Below are 21,622 nucleotides of genomic sequence, written 5' to 3' on the forward strand. Positions count from 1 at the left end.
TACCATGTTAATTCTTCGCGGCGCACCCGCCTTGTCCAACTTCCGTAACCAACGCCTGCTTTCTCGTTTGCAACATGCGCTGCCTAATATTGAGGCTGTATACGCAGAGTTTATGCACTTTATTTTGGTAGATGGTGAGTTGTCTCAAGAAGAAGGCGATAAGCTCAATAAAGTACTGCGTTATGGTCCTAATGTGGCTGGACAAAATATGAGCGATAACCTGATATTGGTGATTCCTCGTTTAGGCACTATTTCACCTTGGTCTAGTAAGGCGACAGACATTGCCCAAAACTGTGGTTTACAACAAATAAAACGTATTGAACGTGGTACAGCTTTTTATCTAGCAGCGCCTGAGCCTTTATCGGCTAAAGAATACACACTGGCTACAGCCGTATTACATGATCGTATGGTAGAACAAACCTTAACTGCACTAGATCAAGCACGAGGTTTGTTTGTACAAACTGAACCCGCTCCTCTAGAACGGATTGATATTCTAAAAGGTGGTCGCGAAGCGTTAGTTCGCGCTAATGTTAATTTAGGCATGGCCTTGGCTGAGGATGAAATTGATTACCTTGTTGATGCCTTTGATGATATAGGCCGTAACCCAACAGATGTGGAACTGATGATGTTTGCCCAGGCAAACTCAGAACATTGCCGACATAAAATATTCAACGCCAGTTGGTCTATTGATGGCGAAGACCAAAACTTGTCATTGTTTAAGATGATTAAGAATACCAACGAGCTTAACGGTGAAGGTGTGCTTTCTGCCTACATAGACAATGCCTCTGTCATTAAAGGCCATAAAGCTGGCCGTTTCTTCCCAAAATCAGAAGATCAGCAATACGCCTACCACCAAGAAGACATTCATTTATTGATGAAGGTAGAAACCCACAACCATCCTACCGCTATCGCTCCGTTTGCTGGTGCAGCTACGGGTTCTGGCGGAGAAATCCGTGATGAGGGCGCAACAGGAAAAGGCTCTAAGCCGAAGGCTGGCCTTACAGGGTACAGTGTATCTAACCTACGTATTCCGGGTTTTGAACAAGCCTGGGAAGTGGATTATGGTAAACCAGCCCGCATTGTTTCTGCCTTAGATATTATCTTGGAAGGGCCTATTGGTGGCGCTTCTTTTAATAATGAATTTGGCCGTCCTGCGCTCAATGGTTATTTTCGTACCTACGAAGCCCAAGTTGAAGGTGTGAACGGGCAAGAAGTTCGTGGCTACCATAAGCCTATTATGATTGCAGGTGGCATGGGTAATATTCGAGCTGACCATGTAGAAAAAGGTGAAGTAGGGGTAGGTGATAAATTAATTTGTTTAGGTGGTCCAGCTATGCAAATTGGTTTGGGTGGCGGTGCTGCATCCTCTATGGATTCTGGAGCTAGTGCTGAAAGCTTAGACTTTGCCTCAGTGCAGCGAGATAACCCAGAGCTAGAGCGCCGCTGTCAGGAAGTGATCGACCGCTGTTGGCAAATGGGAGACCATAACCCCATTAGTTTCATCCACGATGTGGGTGCTGGTGGTTTATCTAATGCCTTTCCAGAGTTAGTTAAAGATGGTGGCCGTGGTGGTGCGTTCCATATCCGTGATATCAATAACGATGAGCTGGGTATGTCGCCCCTTGCTATTTGGTGTAACGAAGCTCAAGAGCGCTATGTGTTGGCTGTGGCACCGGAAAACATGGGCATCTTTACTGCACTTTGCGCTCGTGAACGTTGCCCCTATGCAGTTGTTGGTGAAGCCACCCAAGAACACCACTTATCTTTGGGTGATACACACTTTGATGACCAGCCTGTTGATCTACCGATGTCTGTATTATTTGGTAAACCGCCTAAAATGCACCGAGACGTTAAGCGTCAAAAAGTTGAATTACCAGCGCTAGATCTTTCTAAAGTGGATTTGCCTGAAGCAGCAAAACGCATATTGAATCTGCCCACGGTCGCCAGTAAAGGTTTTTTGATTACCATAGGTGACCGTTCTATTACCGGTATGGTGGCCCGCGAACAAATGGTTGGTCCGTGGCAAGTGCCTGTGGCTGACTGTGCCGTAACCACCACCGCTTTAGATTCCACAACGGGTGAAGCCATGGCCATGGGAGAGCGTACACCACTAGCCTTAATTAATGGGCCAGCATCCGGTCGTATGGCCATTGGTGAAACTATTACCAATATGGCCTGTGCTCAAATTGAACAGATAAGTGACATTCGCCTCTCCGCCAACTGGATGTCGCCAGCGGGTTACGCTGGTGAAGATGCAATTTTATATGACACAGTAAAAGCTGTGGGAATGGAGCTGTGCCCTGCACTTGGGATTTCCATTCCGGTAGGCAAAGATTCCATGTCCATGCGCACAGTATGGCGGGATGGTGATACGGACAAGAGTGTAACGTCACCGGTCTCCTTGGTCATTACTGGTTTCGCACCAGTGGCTGATGTACGCAAGACACTAACACCACAATTAATTACTAATGCAGGTGAAAGCTCACTCATTTTGGTAGATCTAGGTAACGGACAAAACCGCTTAGGAGGCTCGTGTTTAGCACAGGTGTATAGCCAGTTGGGCGACACCACCCCAGATTTGGATGATGCTGAAGATTTGCTGGGCTTGTTTAGTGCTGTTCAAGGCCTGAATGAAGATGGATTATTATTAGCCTACCATGATCGTTCCGACGGTGGTTTATACACCACCTTAGTGGAAATGTCCTTAGCTGGGCACGTGGGTATTGATATTGAATGTGCAGAAATGATCAGTGATGCCGATGACTTGTTGGCTTGGTTGTTCAACGAAGAACTCGGTGTAGTGTTGCAAGTAAAGAACAAGGACTGTGCTGAGGTATTACGTCAGCTAAGTTCATGCGGTTTAGCAGAGCAAAGTCGGATGATTGGTCACCTTAACGATGACGACCAAATACGGTTCACCATAGAGGGTGAAGAGGTCTTGGTGGATTCAAGAACACAAGTACATCGTACATGGGCGCAGACCAGCTATCATCTGCAGACCATGCGCGATAACGCTGACTGTGCTCAACAAGAATATGATGCCTTGTTAGATGCTAATAATCCAGGTCTTAACTCATTGCTCACTTACAACAGCGATGAAGATATTGCCGCTGATGTTATCGCTAATGGCCAACGCCCGCGTGTTGCCATACTGCGTGAGCAAGGAGTGAACGGTCAGCTAGAAATGGCTGCAGCTTTCGTTAAAGCTGGTTTTGATTGTGTAGATGTACACATGAGTGACATTTTAGAAGGGCGTCGTGCGTTGAGTGAATTTAAAGGTTTGGTAGCCTGTGGTGGTTTCTCTTACGGAGATGTTTTAGGTGCGGGGGAAGGTTGGGCCAAATCAATTTTGTTTAACCCCCTTGCAAGACAGGAATTTAGTAACTTCTTTCAGCGTCAAGATAGCTTTGCCTTAGGCGTGTGTAACGGCTGCCAGATGTTATCTAACTTACATGAATTAATCCCTGGCAGTGACCATTGGCCACACTTTGTGCGTAACCAATCGGAGCAATTTGAAGGCCGAACGGCGCTGGTTCAAGTACAAGACAACGACTCCATTTTCCTACAGGGGATGGCTGGCTCGCATATGCCTATTGCAATCGCTCATGGTGAAGGCCACGCAGAATTTGCCAGTGATGAACAGCGTCAAGTCTGTGAACGCATGGTTGCACTTAGGTTTGTGGATGGCTATGGCCAAGTCACAGAAAACTATCCAGCTAATCCTAATGGTTCAGTGAATGGCATTACTGGATTAACTGCGGCCAACGGTCGAGTCACTATCATGATGCCACACCCAGAGAGAGTGTACCGTAGCTGCACTAATTCATGGGTAGACAGTGCTTGGGGTGAAGATGGGCCGTGGATGCGCATGTTCCGCAACGCCCGTGTATGGGTAGGTTAAAAGGTTAATTTTGAGAGTTAATTATGGCATTACTATTTGAAATCATTCCAGTCACACAGTTTCAGCAAAACTGTAGCTTAGTCTGGTGTGATGAGACCATGGAAGCTGCGTTGGTTGATCCAGGTGGCGAGTTACCGCGCTTGTTAGACCGAGTATCTGTCCATGGAGTAGAACTCAAGCAAATTCTGTTGACCCACGCTCACATCGATCATGCAGGCGCGGCAGGACAATTGTCTGAAGAAAAGAGCTTGCCAATTATTGGCCCCCACGAAGGGGATCAGTTTTGGATAGATGGTCTAGCCGATCAAAGTCGTATGTTCCAGTTCCCAGAGGCCAAACCTTTTGTGCCTGCACGTTGGCTGCATCAGGGAGATCAAGTTACCGTGGGTAATCAAACCTTAGATGTATTACATTGTCCCGGCCATACCCCTGGTCATGTAGTGTTTCATCATCAAGGTCAGGGGTTGTTGTTTGTGGGCGATGTGCTGTTCCAGGGTTCTATAGGGCGCACCGACTTCCCTCAAGGTGATCATGCTACGTTAATTGATGCGATCAAAACGAAATTGCTAGTGCTCCAAGATACTGTGAAATTTGTGCCAGGCCATGGACCAATGTCCACCATTGGCTCCGAGCGTCGAAGCAATCCTTACCTGCAGGGGTAATTAAGGACTGCTTAGGTTTTGATTTTAGAAATCAATGTGATGAAGTTGCTTAACACCTTTTTTTCGATCTTCAAAAAAACGTTTTAATGTTTGGGTTACTGTGCCAAAAGCAATGTCATCCCAAGGGATATCAGCTTCGTCATAGAGTTCTACTTCTAAACTCTCTGGGCCAGATTCATACTCGGCTACAGTCATTTCTGCGAGGTAATATATGTGAACTTGATTGCCTTTGGATAGGTTACATACACTAAATAAGGGCCCTAATTGAGGTTTTGCGTAGGCCTCTTCATAAGTTTCCCTAAGGGCTGCTTGCTGTGTGGTTTCACCATTTTCCATGAAGCCTGCAGGTAAGGTCCAATACCCTAGTCGTGGTTCTATGGCCCGTTTACACAGTAAAACCTTGTCTTCAAACACAGGAATGCAGCCAGCTATAATACGAGGATTTTCGTAAAAAATGAATTCGCACTTGTCACACACATAGCGACGGCGGTTGTCACCCTGAGGCACGATAAAGCTCACTAGGGCACTACAGTGGCTGCAATATTTCATGGTATGTTGTAGATCTCTCACTTAAATAGTCTGTTTATTGTAAGATAAACGCACTCTACTAGAAACAAGAATTGACAATCTAACCTAATGCATCAGTTTATTGCCCAAAAATTAGCCCAACATCGGCCTAGAACACTTACTGCAGAGTTACAAACACCTGCTGCCGTGTTGTTGGCTATCACTGACGATGAAGACAACCCAGAGGTGATACTAACTCGGCGAGCAAAACACATGCCTACTCATAAAGGTCAGATTGCTTTTCCGGGTGGTAAGGCAGAGCATGATGATGCAGACCTAGTGGCGACTGCACTGCGGGAAGCTTATGAAGAAGTGGCACTTAAACCAGAAGCAGTGACAGTGGTTGGACAGATGGGACAGGTGCTATCGAGGCAAGGGTTCGTGGTGACGCCTGTTGTTGGCGTTGTGCCTGTCGCAGTAGTTGACCACCTTATACCTAATTTGGGCGAGTTGGACCGAATATTCACCGTGCCGCTGCGCTTTTTTATTGATGCCAAGCCGGTGATGGATGCCTTGCCAATAGTTGTGGGGGTTAAACAGGTGCCTAGTTTCTATTATGATGAGTATCGAATATGGGGTATGACCGCCTTTATTCTGGCTGAATTTGTCAATTTGGTTTACGATGCGCGCATTGATCTATACACCCACCCAAAGGATGTTTGATAGTGTCAGGAAAAACCATTGCTTCACCCTGCGTTAATATATGTTATCTAGATGATCACGATATTTGTCAGGGCTGTTATCGGTCTGGGGAAGAAATTACTGCTTGGATGCGATTGGATAACGAAGGTCGAAAAAAGGTGCTAGCCAAGGTGCGTGAGCGTGAGCTAGCTAGCCCATTTGTAACCATTGTAAATACTTAATGCACCTCTTCTGCAGAGACTTCTACACGACGTAAACGCACAGTTTTAATGAAGTTGTCTCTAATCTGCACGGTTTCTAGGTGGTATTCACCCATTTTTAAACACACGTTAAACTGAGGGATTTCCTCTAGCCTTTCGGTGATCAATCCATTAAGAGTCTTGGGCCCATCAATTGGTAGAGTCCAGGCAAGGGCTTTATTGATGTCACGCACTGTCGTGGTGCCATCAATAAAAAACGAACCATCTTCTTGTGGATGAATGTCTTCGTTCTCAAGGTCTTGTTCTTCGGCCATGTCGCCCACAATTTCTTCTAAAATATCTTCTAGGGTAGTTAGACCTTGGATATCACCATATTCATCCACCACCAAAGCCACCCAATGTTTACGCTTTTGAAAGTTCAGCAATTGAGTGTTCAGAGGCGTACTTTCTGGCACGAAGTAGGGCTCTCGAGCCAGTGCTAAAAAGTCTTCTTTAGTAGGGTTTTCGGCATGCATAAGAGGAAGTATTTGCCTCACGTGTACAATGCCCACCACATTATTAAGCTCTTCTTGGTACAAAGGTAACCGAGTATGAGGGCTGTGACTGATGGTATTCAAGATAGCTTTAATGTCCTCATCAATATCAATGCCAACTATTTCGCTACGAGGAATCATGATGTCTTCCACAGTAACGGTATCTAGATCCAAAATGCTTAATAACATAGATTGGTTGCGGCGGGGAATTAGTGCGCCCGCTTCATGTACGATGGTACGTAACTCTTCAGAGCTGAGGTGGTCGCTGACTTTGGCTGCGGCATTAAAACCGAGCATGCGCAGTAGGCCATTACAAATGGTGTTTACCACCCATACAAATGGATACAGTAATTTAAGCAGAGGCGATAGGATCAAAGAGGCAGGAAATGCCACTTGTTCAGGCTTAATGGCGGCCACCGTTTTTGGTGTTACCTCTGCAAAAATAAGGATCACCATGGTAAGCACAGCTGTTGCTATTGCTACGGCAACACCAGCGTCTAGAAACTCACCAGCAAGACGTAACGCAATCATAGTGGCAATTGCAGATGCCAATATATTTACAAAATTGTTGCCAATGAGGATGACGCCAATAAGTCGGTCTGGACGATCCAGAAGCTTACTCGCACGCATAGCGCCACGATGTTTTTGTTTAACCAGATGGCGCAGACGGTAACGGTTGAGAGACATCATGCCAGTTTCGGAACTGGAAAAAAATGCCGACAATAAAATAAGGAATGCTAAGCTCGTAAATAAATAGCTTAAAGGAATTTCGCTCAAGGCGGGTTTAACCTCGTATCAGTTATGGTCCTCAATTCTTATGCTTGAGGCAGCTCATGTCAAGTGCTTAGGCGTTATAACAGAAATTCCAAAACCAATTTAGTGCCGAAAAAGGCAACAACAAGGTTAGCAAAGCCCCACAAAGTCCAACGTATTGCAGTGCGTCCACGCCAGCCTAAACGGTAGTGGCCCAAAAGAAGAATAGTAAAAATAAACCATGCCACAAGGCTTAAGATGGTTTTATGAACCACATGTTGGGCCCATAGATCGTCTAAAAATAAGAATCCCGTCAACAAAGCTATGCTTAAGAAAACTTGGCCAGCAGCTAGTACTTCAAATAAAAGACTTTCCATGGTTTGCAAGGGCGGTAGGTTTGCAACCAAACGCGATGATTGGTGTTGTTTTAAGTGGCGGTTTTGGTAAATAAGCAACACAGACTGACAGGCAGCAACTGCAAATAAGGCATAGCCTAAAATAGAGGTGACAATGTGTAACAATATACCAGGAGAAAATTGACGACCTTCAAAATCAGGCACGCTCACAGTATCTACCGCAATGGCGATGGCAGCAATTGGCGCAGCAAACACAAGTAAACTAGACACAGGTTTGCGTAAACTGCTGATTAGAATGACCCCAATAACAGCCCATGCCGTCAACGATAAGGTAGCACCTAAATCTAACAAAAGACCGGCTTGGGTAAATAGATGAAGATATAAATGAAAACCCTGCAGCATCCATGCGGCGAGGCTAAGGGAGTAGCCTCTTTTGGAGACTATTTTAGATGGTGCATTATTTTGAGTCCAAGCGCTAAGTAAGTATAAAAATATAGCGCTGAGACCAGCTATTAAAGAAATCATGGTGATTATTTTTGTCCAATTAGTCGCCCCATCATAATCAAGCAAGGCAGCTATGCCTAGACTTGATGTGAAAAAAGACTAAAACTAAGCGCCAAAGATGGATAGCGAGGGTATACTAGGGTCAATAATTTGGCGTATCACAGAGACTTACATGTTTGACAATTTAACCGATCGCTTAGGCAAAACGTTACAACACATCCGTGGCCAAGCGCGCCTAACAGAAGACAATATTAAAGGGACGCTACGCGAAGTACGTATGGCGCTATTGGAAGCCGACGTTGCCTTGCCGGTGGTTAAAGCGTTTATTGAGCAGGTTAAAATTCGTGCCGTAGGTACAGAGGTTAGCCGCAGCTTAAGCCCAGGCCAAGTGTTTGTGAAAATTGTCCAGCAAGAGCTGGAATCGATCATGGGCACGGCCAATGAAGATCTTAATCTGGCGGTTCAGCCTCCTGCCGTTATCCTTATGGCAGGTCTGCAAGGAGCAGGTAAAACTACTTCTGCTGCCAAGCTAGCTAAGTTTCTCATTGAAAAAAAGAAGAAATCAGTCATGCTGGTTAGTGTAGACATCTATCGTCCAGCGGCCATCAAACAGCTACAAACTCTTTCCGAAGAAGTGGGTGCTCACTTCTTTCCAAGCACCGTTATGGAAAAACCCGTAGCTATTGCTGAAAAAGCGATTAACCATGCACGTCAACAGCATTACGATGTGGTGATTGTTGATACGGCAGGTCGTATGCACGTAGATGCAGATATGATGGACGAGGTGAAAGCCCTTCATGCCACTGTAGAGCCTGTCGAAACACTATTTGTAGTCGACGCCATGACTGGCCAAGACGCAGCCAACACAGCAAAAGCTTTTAACGAAGCATTGCCCCTAACGGGTGTTGTACTGAGTAAAACTGATGGTGATGCCCGCGGTGGTGCGGCACTTTCTGTACGTCATATTACGGGCAAACCTATTAAGTTCTTAGGTGTGGGTGAGAAGGTTGAGGCCTTAGAACCTTTCCATCCAGATCGTATTGCTTCACGAATCTTGGGGATGGGTGATGTACTTTCTCTCATCGAAGAAGTAGAGCAAAAAGTAGATAAGGCCAAGGCAGAGAAGCTCGCCAAAAAGATCAAAAAAGGCAAAGGCTTCGACTTAGAAGATTTCCGTGACCAACTTCAACAAATGAAAAATATGGGGGGCATGGCAGGGCTACTAGACAAAATGCCTGGCATGGGCAGTATGGCGCAAGCCGCTTCAAGCGCAGGTGCAGAAAAGAACTTTGATCAAATGGAATCCATTATTAATTCCATGACACCAAAAGAACGTGCGCTACCAGACACCCTTAATGGTTCCCGCAAGCGCCGTATCGCCTCAGGGAGTGGTACACAGATCCAAGACATCAATCGCTTAATTAAGCAGCATAAGCAGATGGCCAAGATGATGAAGAAAATGTCGGGCAAAGGTGGCATGCAAAAAATGATGCGTGGCATGCAAGGGCAAATGCCTCCTGGCATGGGTGGTGGAGCTGGAGGTATGCCACCAGGAATGCCTCCTGGGATGCCTGGTGGACTGCCGGGATTAGGTGGTGGTTTTCCCTTTGGCAAGAAATAACACTGGCAAAAAAACCATTCAAAATAATTGAAACTTAAGGCTTTTATTTCCCAAAAGGTTAGGGTAATATACGCGCTCTCTGCGGAGAGGTGGGTGAGTGGCTTAAACCAGTTCCCTGCTAAGGAACCGTACCTTTATACTGGTACCGTGGGTTCGAATCCCACCCTCTCCGCCATTTTTTGAGCGCCCGTAGCTCAGCTGGATAGAGTACTCGGCTACGAACCGAGCGGTCAGAGGTTCGAATCCTCTCGGGCGCGCCATTTCTTCTACTGAAATTGCATGCAAATCAACGGCTTATGTCGTTAATCCTTTAGTAATCGTTATCACATTGACTATCACATCTAGACGCTTTGTCGATTGGAGTATACTCTAATGGTCAAAATTGATTTAGGTCTGTATTCAATCGTTATGAAATACGCTCATCGCCCATCATCAGGTAAGACTATTTACTATCGTAGACGCATACCCAAGGGTTTGGAGTCACACTATGATGGTAAAACCTTCTGTGTCAAAACCACGGGCACGACTGACCCTAAGTTGGCTGTTGCCATCCTTGTGAGAATTAATACTCAAGTTGAAAAAGACTGGGAACGCCTCCACCAGGGTTTGCCTTTGTCTGTCTCAGATGAAGTGAATACGTCTGTAGAGGAAGTATTAAAGCCATTCGGATTGAATCGGTTTGGGCGTGGTTTGGCTGAAGGTAAGCAAGACTTTAACGAAAGTATATTTGAACAGTTACCTGACAAAGTTAAAACAGATGTTGTGTTTAATGGGTTGTCTGGAGATGATCTCCATCAAACTGTGGAGTCTGTATTGCCCACAGATTTAAAGATTGCATATGGTCGTGTGCATGATCGTATACAACTTGTGGCATCTGATTACTGTGAAGAATACATCAAAATAAAAGGCAGGGCGGATGATAAAAAATTCTCTCAAGGGGTTCAAAAATCCTTTGAAGTTCTGATTAGTTTGATGGGTGATCGACGACCTTGTGATTATTACAAAGCTGATGTTAGAGATATTATTCAAGGGATGCAGGAGCTAAATTGGTCATCAGCCACAATAAAGAGAAGGCTCCAAAATGTGAGGGCTGCATTGAATACAGTTTCAGATTATCACGATATTGATGATGATAAAGGTCATCCATTTAAAAACTTTGATATACCCAATGCAGGGGAAGATGCGACAGAACGGCCAGACTTTAGTGTTTCTGAACTGGATGACATTAGGAAAAAACTAGCAGGAGATAAATCTGACCTTGCACTTATCATCAGGATTGTAATGGATACTGGAGTGCGAGTGTCTGAATGTGTTGGCCTGATGGCAGATGATATTGTTTTGGATGTAGACATTCCATACTTAAACATCCATAGAAATTCATTTCGCAGGCTGAAGACAAAAAATAGTACACGCTTCATCCCTCTAGCTGGAGGTGCCTTGGATGCTGCAACAATAGCTGTAGCGAAGGTAAAGAATAAGGTGCTATTCCCTCGATATATTGATCAGATTAAAGGCAAGGTTAAGAATGATGTTGCGTCTAATGCATTGAACAAACGACTATCCACTATTATTGATGAGCGTAAGACTATGCATTCGTTTCGACACACTATGCAGACACGCCTGAGGGATGTTGAATGTCCAGAAGATGTCCGTAAGGAACTAATGGGCTGGCAAAAAGATGTCAGCAAGAACTATGGTAGCCCATCAGATTTGAAGATTAAGCATAGGTATTTACTTGAGTCTTTGGCGTGGGTAAGGCAGGGTGTTTAGTTTCCTATATAGACATGGTCTGGGTCGTTTATCTATTTTTTAACGTACTACTGAGAAATTTGCACCCATCTGGGCTGCGCTCAAAGTTGACCCAGAAGAAAATGAATCAGGTGTCGTGACAGTTGATGAGATAACCTGTGACGACACTGTGACAGACGCCAAAATCAATATAAGATTGAACGAATTATTTACCATTTAGAAAATTTACCATCTCTTACTGCTTTCATAACGATTTTCTTATAATTGTAATTTCTTTGCACAGCGTGAGTGTAGATAATCCGGTCATCATCAAAATTTATGAGCAGAGCGATTCCTCCATAGCCATCCATCCCCATAACTGTATCTCTTGTATTCGGATAGTTCGTATGAAAGAAACCAGCATAAGAAGTTGAGAAGCCATCGCCCATGTTATTTTTACCCTTTTTTACTCGAGACTTATAGATGTCTTTTAGAAACTTTCCGACACAAGTGTCATCTTTCCAATCCTGAAGGATTGCAATTCCTATTCTCAGAGTATCATAGCGAGTTGCTTTAAAGTTTGATTGTAACTGACCATACTTCTCTAGATTACTGCCAGCATTAACTTTTAGCGTATTTTTTAAACCGATATAGTTTTGCATTATATCGTCCAAAAAATCTTTGAATTTATGATTAGTTTTGAAAGAAATATAATTCCAAGCGACATTTGCAGGAAATTGGCCATAGCTAAAAATTTTCTTGGCAGGCTTACTGTTTCTCAATTCTCCAGAAGCTATCTCATAAATATCCACATCACCAGGGTCTCTCTTAGTCGATTTAAAGTATTCAGGCCTCATACTTCGATATTTTTGGTCACCCATGGTTGAATTTAAAACATCGCGAACAGTAATATCCGCCAGTAAAGTATTGCTGACTAAAGGCCAATCAGATAGCTTTTGGTCGACAGATTTTATGTAACCCTTACAGATTGCATGACCCATTAAATAACCGCCAAGGCTCTTACCCAATGACATACTGTACAGAAGAGTCTGGTCGTCAAATAAATCTCCAAGTCTTCCGTCAGGTGACTTTTCATCAATAACGACTTTTCCCTTTTCATACATTATGTAACTAGCTAGAAAAGTTCTCTGTAACTCTTTTTGAATAATCGGTGATGATTTCTTATCAAAATCAAGCACCATTGGACTTTCAGATGGCTTTGAAGCAAACCTCTCATCGCGTGGAGCGCCACGTTTGTTGTATCTAAGAAAATGCTCACGGACAGTTGCGAGATTAGGTCTGTAATCCTCTGGAATTTGTGAGTGGCCTGACCAGAGTTTGACATCACCACTATCGATTGTTATCTCATCAGATATGGGTTTGGCTTTAGAAACTTTAATTGATGCCTTGCAACCAAGATTGCGACTAGCAGCTTCCTCTAGATAGTCTGCGCTGCCATTACTTTTAACTAAACGACAAACAGTCTTATCAGACCAACCTGATATGTCTTGGGACATTGCGTGGGGTGCCATTAACGCTAAGGTTAATAAACATATCGCTCTAGTGCAGGGCTTGAACATAATTTACTCTTATAGTTTACAAAATCTATATAATAATATTACTTAAAAAATATACATAAGTCTTTATGAATATTTCTGATTTTATACTCCTCTAACCAGATGACTAGGGGTACTTGGTAAGCAATCATAACTAGCCAAGTGTATGCCTAAGAAGATGCCTCTGGGAGCCTATTTAGTAGTGTATAAGAAGAGTTGAATATAGTATAATACTCTTCTATACCTTTGGAGTTAAGCCCCTCTGACGACCTCTCAGGATCTTAGAATAAAGGTAGTTATTGGGCTAGTTAACCTGATGATTTTTCTATTTTTTTTAAACCCTTGCATTGAACATATGCTTAAATAATAACAACAGATTGGTTACGACTAAGTGTCCTGATCATAAGACATATCATGATAATTGGTGGCTTGTTCAATAAATGGTTAATAACTATCAATAACATGTGCTTAAAGTAACACCTGTTTGGTAGCAAGGCCTTTTAGTCGTAACAATCAATATGGTTGTGCAAGCTGCACTATATAGTTCTTAACAGAAGACTATTAACAATAATCATTATGAAAAGCCTTCCTGTTAAGTGCTATATAGGTCGAAGTCCAGAAACCAGAACTACTATTGTTTATTGTTTTATTCAATTAATTATAAATATCATATGACGTGTTCTAAGTTGTTTTTGTGTTGTCCTTATTAGGTAGAACAAGTTCGTACAAGAGTCTAATTTACCCTGTTGGGTTTGAGCGAGGTGGTTATGGACGATAAGAGGTTCGATTGGTTTCCGGTGCTGAAAAGCTCTGCACTAGAGCCATTGATAGAGGAGTTGTCTTGTTATGCTATCAAGACATATGTTGGGAAGGAATTGTCATCTAGAGGTGCTAACCCTGCGAAAAGAAATATGGATCTTAGGTCGATAGCAACACACTTTATATCTGCACTTTATCAAGCACAGATACGAGTTGCAGGTAACCAATATAAAGTGAGTGTGCCTAGAGGGAAAGGTGACTACGACAAAAAAGATAGAGGCATTCAAACTGATTCAAAGATTAGGTATTCGTACAACTATGTAACAAGAGTATTTGAATGTTTGAAGTCCTTGGGTTGGGTTGACGTGACTGATCATGAGGTAAGGATACATCACACACTAATGCACCCAGCAGGCCGCCTAGCAAAGGTATTTAAAGAAGTAGGCTATGTGTGGCAGCCGGCTGTGCAGCTCCCAGGTGAGTCATTAGTCCGCTTGTCGGATGCCGTAAGGGATGAGAATAACAGGCCTAAGCGCAACAAAAAGGGAGTGACCAAAACAAAGCCATTAGAGTTTAAGGAAACTGACAGCATTAAAATGCACAGATCTGTTCTGTACGGAATTAACAGCTACTTAGTGCGTCACTGTATAACCCTAGCATTAAGTGACCGAGAGCTGGCAGAGTTAGAGGAGGAACAGGCAAAGAATGAAGAGCACAAAAAGTACCGATGCGTTGATTTCTTCCAGACACAGCTAGTCCGCTCTTTTTCTAGAGGTTCTTTTGATAAGGGAGGGCGCTTTTATCGTGGCTGGTGGCAGAACATATTGTCTGGTTATAGGAGGTACATTCTGATAGATGGAGTAAGAACTGTTGAGGTAGACTTTTGTAACATGTCACTTCGGATGTTGTATGCACAAAGTAATATTGAATACCCCGATGATTTAGATGCATATGATTTTGGGTTGGACAACTGGAAGAAGAAAGATGACCCAAGAAGAGGCGTGATTAAGGAGTTTGTGAATGCTCTTCTGAATGATGAGGACAAAGTCTATAAGCTCAAAGCAAAGGATAAAAAAGTATTAGGTGGGTTGGATCATGACCACATGATGAATCTCTTAAAGCAAACACACCCTCTTATCTTTGATAAAATTCTGGCAGGAGGTGGCCAATTTATTCAGAACCTTGATAGTCAAATTGCACAGCAGATTTTGCTTATATTGTTACGTGAAAACATTACCTGCTTACCAATTCATGACTCTTTTATTGTGCAGTATCAGCATGCTGATAGGCTAGTGGAAGTAATGGAGACAGTATTTCTAGAGAAGCTAGGTAAGCGAGGTGTTGTAGAGAGAACAGAGGGGAAATTAAACAGGGAACTTGATGATGACAGTATTATGGGTAAGTTTTTGCAGTCATGGAAAGACCATGACTTAGGTGAGAGGTAGGTATAAAGGCACCCTCTAATGTATCTGGGCAGATACCCCCTTGCTGATGAACTAATTTCCCCTCCCCCCGTGGCTATTTTGGGGTGGGGTGGGGCTGTTACAACAGGCTAGTTATAGATCGCTAGCCTCTTTAGGTACTATCACATTGTTATCACATTGTTAATTTTATAATAAAAACACATGTGCTATACTTTCCATACAGTACGTATCATATAGGTTATACAGGCATGACAACCCATTATCATAGTATGAATCCTCTCGGGCGCGCCATTTTATTTTATAAGGCGCTGTTTTATAAGACATTTTTCGTTATTATAAATAACGGAACCGTCAGATAGACCGTCTTTTGTTTTATTTTTTACCCTAATACCCTATTGGCTTTCTAGCTGAACTAGGTCTACCTATTAGATCGTTTCAGGCTGTTTCTGTGGCTTGTTAGTTTACCCTACAGTAAGCCGATCCATCACGTTATTACTCTCTATAATATCTCTTATGCCACTACCCAATGGTAGGCGTTTACTGTGGATGCCTATATCTCATAATCATGACTTGTTGCTTAGTCCGTGTATTTATGAGGAAAGGATAGGCGTGGATATTGGATACGGACACTGGGGAATGGTAGTGGGCTAATGTAATGGTCCATGTGTATCCCAACAGGAACAGTAGTCCTTGAAGGTTTCATTAAATTCACTAAGCTAAATATCCGCGGCTAAAATGTCTTGAACATATTGCTGCCAGTTATTCAAAAACTCTTCTGCAACTAATGATATAGGCAGATGTAGCGGCGTTAGTATACTACAGCCATAGGTTGTAGCTGGCGAAAAAGGGCGAAAAACAACTCTTTCGTGTGCTGCCTGTTGCTGCATAATTGCATAGCTTCGAGCACTTAATTTATCCAGTATCACACAGGCTTGGCCAGCCGCTACGAACTCAAGCAGAGGTATGAAATACTGCATGGTGAAACGTACATTAAAATGGACACTCTGCTCATCAAATGCAGCTTGAATGTGTCGCACCACGTCCATGTCAGGGTGTATCGACCCCATAGGTTCAGCATGTAAATGACTCGGTGTAATGACTTTTTCAGCTGCCAGAGGGTGGTCGATGGGTAGGGCGCAAATACACTCTGAGGTTAAATTCACACAATTAAAAAGCTTGCTATCTGCAGCACTAAAATCCATGTCACAAATACCCATATCATAGGTTTGCGAGGCCATTAAGCTGCGAATGTGTAGTGTGGTGTGAGTAGAGATAGTGATTTTAATGTCTGCCTTACTCTCCAAATATTTGCTGATAAAATTAGGCAGCAAATATTCCGATGGACCCGGCATAGATGCAATGCGAATTGAACCTTTCACTCGATCACGCATTAAAGAAAGATTTTGCTGAGTGGTACGGCAGCGCTCCAAAATCTCCACAGCTTCCGTGAGTAAATAGAAGGCTTCCGGCTTAGGTAATAAACGCCTTCCCTCACGTTTAAACAAAATAATACCTAGACTATCCTCAAGGTTTTTTAAGCTGGAGCTGATGGCGGGCTGAGAGCGGTGTAAGCTTTTTGCGGCGCTACTAAGAGAGCCATTCTTCATGATTTCTCTAAACACCTTAAGTTGTTGTATATTCATTATATTCGTTATTTTGTATATAAATAAAACCTTTGATACTAACACTTTTTCGGATTGGTGTTTATGTGTAATAGTCACTAGAGTGTTAGTCAGCATGATTAATTCATGTCACTCACAGACAGAATCAGCGTGTACAGCGGTGATAATTGACTGTTTTACAAATAAAAATATGAGGATTATCCAAATGAAACTATTTCGACAACTCACCGGCGTAGCGATGGCGTGCACACTATTAAGTGGTTCCGTTGCTGCACAAGAAATGACCTTCTTCCGCATTGGTACAGGCGGTGCTGGAGGCACTTACTTCCCCATTGGTGGCATCATCGCTAACGCGATATCCAATCCTCCAGGATCGCGTGCCTGTGATAAAGGCGGCAACTGTGGTGTACCAGGATTAGTGGCTATGGCCCAATCTACCAATGCCTCGGCGCACAACGTTAACGCTATCCAGGCTGGTCAAATGGAAGCCGGTTTGTCGGGCGCTGCCACCTTACATTATGCTTATAACGGTGTAGGTAAATACGAAGGGAATGCCAAACCAGACCTGCGTATTATTGCTAACCTATACCCCGAGGACCTACATTTGGTGCTGCCAAAGGGTAAGTCTTTGTCTGGCTTGAGTGCCCTCAAGGGTCAACGGGTCGGTATTGCACAAGCTGGATCTGGCACTCAAATAGCTGTTGAGTTGATCATAGCTGATCATGGTGTAAACCGTGACAATATCGACGAAGCTGAGTTGGGCAACAATCAAAGTGCGGAACGCCTAGCTGATGGCCAATTGGATGCTTACTTTTACGCAGCGGGCACCCCAGTTGCTGCCATGATCCAGTTGGACAGTACTAAAGGCATGGAGCTGTATTCCTTCACCGATGCCGAAGTAAAGCAAGCCAATAAATCTGTACCCTACTACATCCCATCCTTCATCCCTAAAGGCACTTATGCGGGTGTTAACTACGATGTAAATACTGTTGCAGTAAGTGGCATTTTTGTGACCAATGCAAATCAAGATGAAGAGTTGATCTATCAAATAACTAAAGCCATGTGGTCTAAAACTGCCCGTAAGTTGCTTGATAATGGCCATGCTAAGGGCAAGGTTATAACCGTTGAAACCGCTTTGGATGGAGTAGCGGGTATTGGTGTGCCATTGCATGCCGGTGCGGAGCGTTTCTATCGTGAAATGGGATTATTAGATTAATTCAAATCTAACCTAAGCTTAGCGCTGCTTTAATGTGTTTTTTGGGCCGCCCTTTTAAGGCGGCCCATTTTTTCATGAACTTCTCCACTGGAACTGACAATCATGCAACTTGACACAAAAATAGATAATAGGGCTCTAGAGGAACTGGAAAAGAAATACGATACCGCCCTAAATACGCGTGATAATGGCCCTAGCTTCAGGCGGTTTGTTTATCTAGCAACATTATTATTTGCGCTCTATCATTTTTGGACTGCAGGATTCGGTACACCTGTAGATTATGTACATATGGGAATCCATTTAACAGGCTTATTCTTTTTTATCTTTGTGGGTTTCCCCTTATTAAAAACAGCTTCAGCATTACAATATAAAGGCCCTTCTAAGTGGGCGCCGGGCAATGTGCCTCTGTATGACTGGGCTATTATGCTGTTGGCCATCACTGCAGCGCTATTTTTGTGGTATAGCTGGCGTGGTTTTGATGTGTTCGGAATACAAATTGCCGAACAAACTATGCGTCAAGGCAATCCCAGTACAATTGATGTGGTACTTGGCAGTATCTTGATTCTATCGGTGTTAGAAATTACTCGGCGTACCATTGGTTTCGTGTTGCCAATGATCATTTTGGTATTCGCAGGATATGCTCTGTTAGGGCCTTATATTCCCGTTCAAATTTTGCGTCATCCAGGTGTCGATTGGTATCAATTTGTTAACAATATGTACTTCCCCTCAGAGGGCATATTTGGGGTCACTTTGTGGGTTGTTTCAACAGTGGTATTCCATTTTGTGTTGTTTGGTGTGGTAGCGCAGCGAATGGGCCTAGGACAATTCTTTGTTGACAATGCCATGATACTGGCCGGTCGATATACGGGTGGCCCAGCCAAGGTCTCCGTCGTTTCCTCTGCCTTTTTTGGCACTATTTCTGGGTCTTCAATTGCGAACACCGTTTCTACTGGTTCGCTCACTATTCCTAATATGAAAAAGATGGGTTACCCAGCCCATTTTGCTGGTGGCGTTGAAGCCGCATCCAGTGCCGGTGGACAAATTACGCCGCCCATCATGGGTGCAGCTAGCTTCTTGATGGCCGAGTATTTGGAAGTCCCCTATACCACTATTGTGATCGCTGCCATTGTTCCTGCCGCGATGCACTACATCGGTGTTATGTCTATAGTGCACTACACAGCCAAACGATTAGGCTTGTCTACTTATACAAAGGACCAATTGCCTAAATTTGTGCAAGTTTGGCGTCAGGGCTGGCGCACCGCCATTCCATTAGTGGCTTTGCTTCTAGTATTATTTAGTGGGTATTCCCCCAATATGGCTGCCTTTATTGGCTTAGCCCTGTGCATTGTGGTGGGCTTTTGTGGCTTAGATAAGCCGCTAACGCTGCTTGGGCCCTTTGCGTTGTTGGCTTATATATTTTGGAAAGCATCTCCATATTCTGGGGGGGGCTACAGCCCAAATGTGGCAGGTGTATTAGCGGCTTTGACTTTAATTGGTTGTCTTCATCGTAACAAGCTGCAAACTTTTCGAGCCTTGTTTGATAGCTTCCATGTAGGTGTGCAATATGCTCTCCCCGTAGGAGCCGCATGTGCAGCGGTAGGTATTGTTGTTGGCGTTATTAATACCACGGGTATTGGCTTTCGTTTAGGCTTTATGGTGACCGGAAGTGCCGCTGACATGGCCAGTTGGTTGGCGCCACTATTGGACTGGACGAGCATAGATGCTTTTTCCCAAAGCGCGTTACAACAGTTTTTGTCGTTAGTGTTAATTGCCATTGCCTGTATTCTAATGGGCGCAGGGCTGCCCACTACAGCGCTTTATATTATGTTGGTTTCTGTCGCCCAGCCCGCGCTGTCAAACCTAGGTGTGCCACCCTTAGCTACCCACATGTTTGTGCTCTATTACGGCGTTATTTCAGAAATTACCCCGCCGGTTTGTGCATCGGCATATGCCGCTGCAGGCATTGCAGGAGCAAATCCATTTCGCACTGGCATGAGTGCATTCAGTCTGGGCTTGGGTAAATTAATAGTACCCATGGTGTTTGTATATGCACCGACCATGCTTATTGTGTTGCCAGAGTACTTCACTCTCGGGTCATTCTTGCAGGTGTCTATTACTTGCGCTCTAGGAGTGTTTGTTATTGCCACAGCTGTAGCCGCTTATTTTATGGCGCCATTGCGCCATGTTTGGCGCCTATCAATGGCAGTAGGTGGCTTGTTGTTAGTGGCGCCAAGTGGCAATTCTGACTTGGTAGGTCTGTGTATAATTGGGCTTGTTTTCGCCCAGCAATGGTTCTCCCTAAAAAAGGAATCTAAAAATGTCGCAAACTTTGGCTAGACCCGATGGCCGAGATATTACCATTGTTGGCGCTGGTATTATTGGCCTTTGCTCAGCAATTGAATTACTCCAAAAAGGGTTTCAAGTCATCATAATCGACAAAGCAGAGCCAGGGCAGGGAGCCTCATACGGTAATGCAGGTGTTGTTTCACCTTGGTCGATGGCGCCTCAATCAATGCCAGGTCTGTGGCGAAAAGTGCCTGGCTGGTTATTGGACCCATTAGGACCAGTAGTCGTGTCACCGCGTTACTTGCCACGCATGGCCTATTGGGGCACTCGGTTTTTGCTCCAGGGACGGCGTACGCAGGTAGAAAAAAACTCTCAAGCTATGGCTAGATTGATAGGTGACTGTATTCCTTTATATCAGCAACTTCTTGCCGATACAGGAGCTCAAGATTTACTGCGTGATAGCTACTATGTGCATGCCTATCGGAATGAAAAAGAAGCGAACCTAAACAGGTTGGACTACCAAATTCGCATCAAAAATGGTGCGGATATAGAGCGCTACAATAGGCAACAATTAAGGCAGTTAGAACCGGCGTTATCCACAGATTTTGCCGCTGCAATTGTCATCAAAGGTCAAGCCCGACTAACTAATCCTGGACGTTTGGGACAGGTCTTAAGTGATAAAGTACAGCTCTTAGGTGGTAAGTTCATCCAGCGCGAAGTCGGTAATATTAGGCCCAGTGTAAGTGGTGGTTGGGACTGCTTTTATGATGGAAGAGCTCACCAATCTAGCCAATTACTGGTGGCTGCAGGAGCTTGGTCGGCTGATTTACTGCGCCCCCTGGGCATTAAAGTGCTGATGGAAAGTGAACGTGGGTATCACATTTCTTACCCCGATGTTGACATGCAGTTAAACAACTCCATTATGGACGCGGATATGAAATTTGTGGCTTCACAAATGGAAGGTGGACTGCGTATTGCAGGCACTGCAGAATTTGACGACAAGAATGCGCCTCCTAACCCTCAGCGAGTGGCTGGCTTGGCCACCTTGGCCAATAAAATGTTCCCTGATTTAGGTCAATCGAATTTCCAATCATGGGTTGGCGTACGCCCATCATTGCCAGATAGCTTGCCTTGTCTTGGTAAAGTGCAAGGGATGGCTGGTTTACACGTCGCTTTTGGGCACAGTCACTATGGCATGATGATGGCTCCTCAGTCAGCAAAACTAATTGCGAAGTCGATAACGCAGGAGATTGATGAAGAGTTGCTAAACGATTTTCGTCTTAACCGCTTTTAAT

15 protein-coding genes and 2 tRNA genes are annotated in these 21,622 nt (G+C 44.1%); 12 read left to right on the forward strand and 5 right to left on the reverse strand.

The features are described from left to right. Window positions 1-4 precede the first annotated feature (4 nt). Window positions 5-3,901 carry a phosphoribosylformylglycinamidine synthase gene (gene purL, locus ABXT70_RS02305; RefSeq protein WP_443641570.1) on the forward strand — a complete coding sequence of 1,299 codons (3,897 nt, stop codon included), beginning with the start codon at window positions 5-7 and terminating at the stop codon, window positions 3,899-3,901. A 23-nt stretch (window positions 3,902-3,924) separates the two neighbouring features. Continuing rightward, a complete protein-coding gene (locus ABXT70_RS02310; RefSeq protein ID WP_443641571.1) occupies window positions 3,925-4,563 on the forward strand; it encodes an MBL fold metallo-hydrolase in 639 nt (212 codons plus the stop codon). A gap of 24 nt (window positions 4,564-4,587) precedes the next feature. Here ABXT70_RS02310 and ABXT70_RS02315 read toward each other — a convergent pair whose 3' ends face one another. After that, entirely contained in the window at window positions 4,588-5,112 is a 525-nt protein-coding gene (locus ABXT70_RS02315; RefSeq protein WP_443641572.1) for an NUDIX hydrolase, read from the reverse strand. An 87-nt stretch (window positions 5,113-5,199) separates the two neighbouring features. On the opposite strand from ABXT70_RS02315, the gene ABXT70_RS02320 reads away from it, so the two are divergent. Together ABXT70_RS02320 and ABXT70_RS02325 are read left to right on the forward strand one after the other, a co-directional pair. Next, window positions 5,200-5,793, forward strand: a complete 594-nt coding sequence (locus ABXT70_RS02320; protein ID WP_443641573.1) for an NUDIX hydrolase — start codon at window positions 5,200-5,202, stop codon at window positions 5,791-5,793. 2 nt (window positions 5,794-5,795) lie between these two features. Next, window positions 5,796-5,993 carry a DUF1289 domain-containing protein gene (locus tag ABXT70_RS02325; RefSeq protein ID WP_443641574.1) on the forward strand — a complete coding sequence of 66 codons (198 nt, stop codon included), beginning with the start codon at window positions 5,796-5,798 and terminating at the stop codon, window positions 5,991-5,993. Here the strand turns inward: ABXT70_RS02325 and ABXT70_RS02330 are convergent. Both ABXT70_RS02330 and ABXT70_RS02335 read right to left on the reverse strand, forming a co-directional pair. Beyond that, entirely contained in the window at window positions 5,990-7,282 is a 1,293-nt protein-coding gene (locus ABXT70_RS02330) for an HlyC/CorC family transporter (protein WP_443641575.1), read from the reverse strand. The two genes, ABXT70_RS02325 and ABXT70_RS02330, sit on opposite strands and share 4 nt — an antisense overlap. A 74-nt stretch (window positions 7,283-7,356) precedes the next feature. Then, complete coding sequence (locus tag ABXT70_RS02335; protein ID WP_443641576.1) at window positions 7,357-8,139, reverse strand: cytochrome C assembly family protein; 783 nt, start codon at window positions 8,137-8,139, stop codon at window positions 7,357-7,359. Between the two features lie 151 nt (window positions 8,140-8,290). On the opposite strand from ABXT70_RS02335, the gene ffh reads away from it, so the two are divergent. From ffh to ABXT70_RS02355, 4 genes are all read left to right on the forward strand, one after another. Continuing rightward, on the forward strand, window positions 8,291-9,739 hold the full coding sequence (gene ffh / locus ABXT70_RS02340) for a signal recognition particle protein (RefSeq protein WP_443641577.1): 1,449 nt from the start codon (window positions 8,291-8,293) through the stop codon (window positions 9,737-9,739). An 83-nt stretch (window positions 9,740-9,822) separates the two neighbouring features. Further along, window positions 9,823-9,914, forward strand: a tRNA-Ser gene (locus ABXT70_RS02345). A gap of 8 nt (window positions 9,915-9,922) precedes the next feature. Continuing rightward, window positions 9,923-9,999, forward strand: a tRNA-Arg gene (locus ABXT70_RS02350). A 112-nt stretch (window positions 10,000-10,111) separates the two neighbouring features. Beyond that, window positions 10,112-11,509 (forward strand): tyrosine-type recombinase/integrase, encoded by a 1,398-nt coding sequence (locus ABXT70_RS02355; protein ID WP_443641578.1) that lies wholly within the window; start codon window positions 10,112-10,114, stop codon window positions 11,507-11,509. Between the two features lie 188 nt (window positions 11,510-11,697). Here ABXT70_RS02355 and ABXT70_RS02360 read toward each other — a convergent pair whose 3' ends face one another. Beyond that, the gene (locus ABXT70_RS02360) at window positions 11,698-12,984 is read right to left on the reverse strand and encodes a hypothetical protein (RefSeq protein WP_443641579.1); all 1,287 of its coding nucleotides are present in this window, start codon (window positions 12,982-12,984) and stop codon (window positions 11,698-11,700) included. A gap of 806 nt (window positions 12,985-13,790) precedes the next feature. On the opposite strand from ABXT70_RS02360, the gene ABXT70_RS02365 reads away from it, so the two are divergent. Continuing rightward, window positions 13,791-15,227, forward strand: coding sequence for a hypothetical protein (locus tag ABXT70_RS02365; protein ID WP_443641580.1), 1,437 nt, complete (start codon window positions 13,791-13,793; stop codon window positions 15,225-15,227). Between the two features lie 695 nt (window positions 15,228-15,922). On the opposite strand, the gene ABXT70_RS02370 is transcribed toward ABXT70_RS02365, so the two are convergent. Continuing rightward, the gene (locus ABXT70_RS02370) at window positions 15,923-16,849 is read right to left on the reverse strand and encodes a LysR family transcriptional regulator (RefSeq protein WP_443641581.1); all 927 of its coding nucleotides are present in this window, start codon (window positions 16,847-16,849) and stop codon (window positions 15,923-15,925) included. A 184-nt stretch (window positions 16,850-17,033) separates the two neighbouring features. On the opposite strand from ABXT70_RS02370, the gene ABXT70_RS02375 reads away from it, so the two are divergent. The 3 genes from ABXT70_RS02375 to ABXT70_RS02385 all read left to right on the forward strand — a co-directional run bounded on the left by ABXT70_RS02375 (window position 17,034) and on the right by ABXT70_RS02385 (window position 21,621). Further along, window positions 17,034-18,044 (forward strand): TAXI family TRAP transporter solute-binding subunit, encoded by a 1,011-nt coding sequence (locus ABXT70_RS02375; protein WP_443641582.1) that lies wholly within the window; start codon window positions 17,034-17,036, stop codon window positions 18,042-18,044. 102 nt (window positions 18,045-18,146) lie between these two features. Beyond that, window positions 18,147-20,378: a TRAP transporter permease gene (locus ABXT70_RS02380; protein ID WP_443641583.1), complete on the forward strand. Its 2,232-nt coding sequence runs from the start codon at window positions 18,147-18,149 to the stop codon at window positions 20,376-20,378. Then, window positions 20,359-21,621, forward strand: a complete 1,263-nt coding sequence (locus ABXT70_RS02385) for an NAD(P)/FAD-dependent oxidoreductase (RefSeq protein ID WP_443641584.1) — start codon at window positions 20,359-20,361, stop codon at window positions 21,619-21,621. The genes ABXT70_RS02380 and ABXT70_RS02385 overlap by 20 nt, the downstream gene beginning before the upstream one ends. Window position 21,622 lies beyond the last annotated feature (1 nt).

The organism is Candidatus Njordibacter sp. Uisw_039 (assembly GCF_047730075.1).
Lineage (GTDB): Bacteria > Pseudomonadota > Gammaproteobacteria > Pseudomonadales > Balneatricaceae > Njordibacter.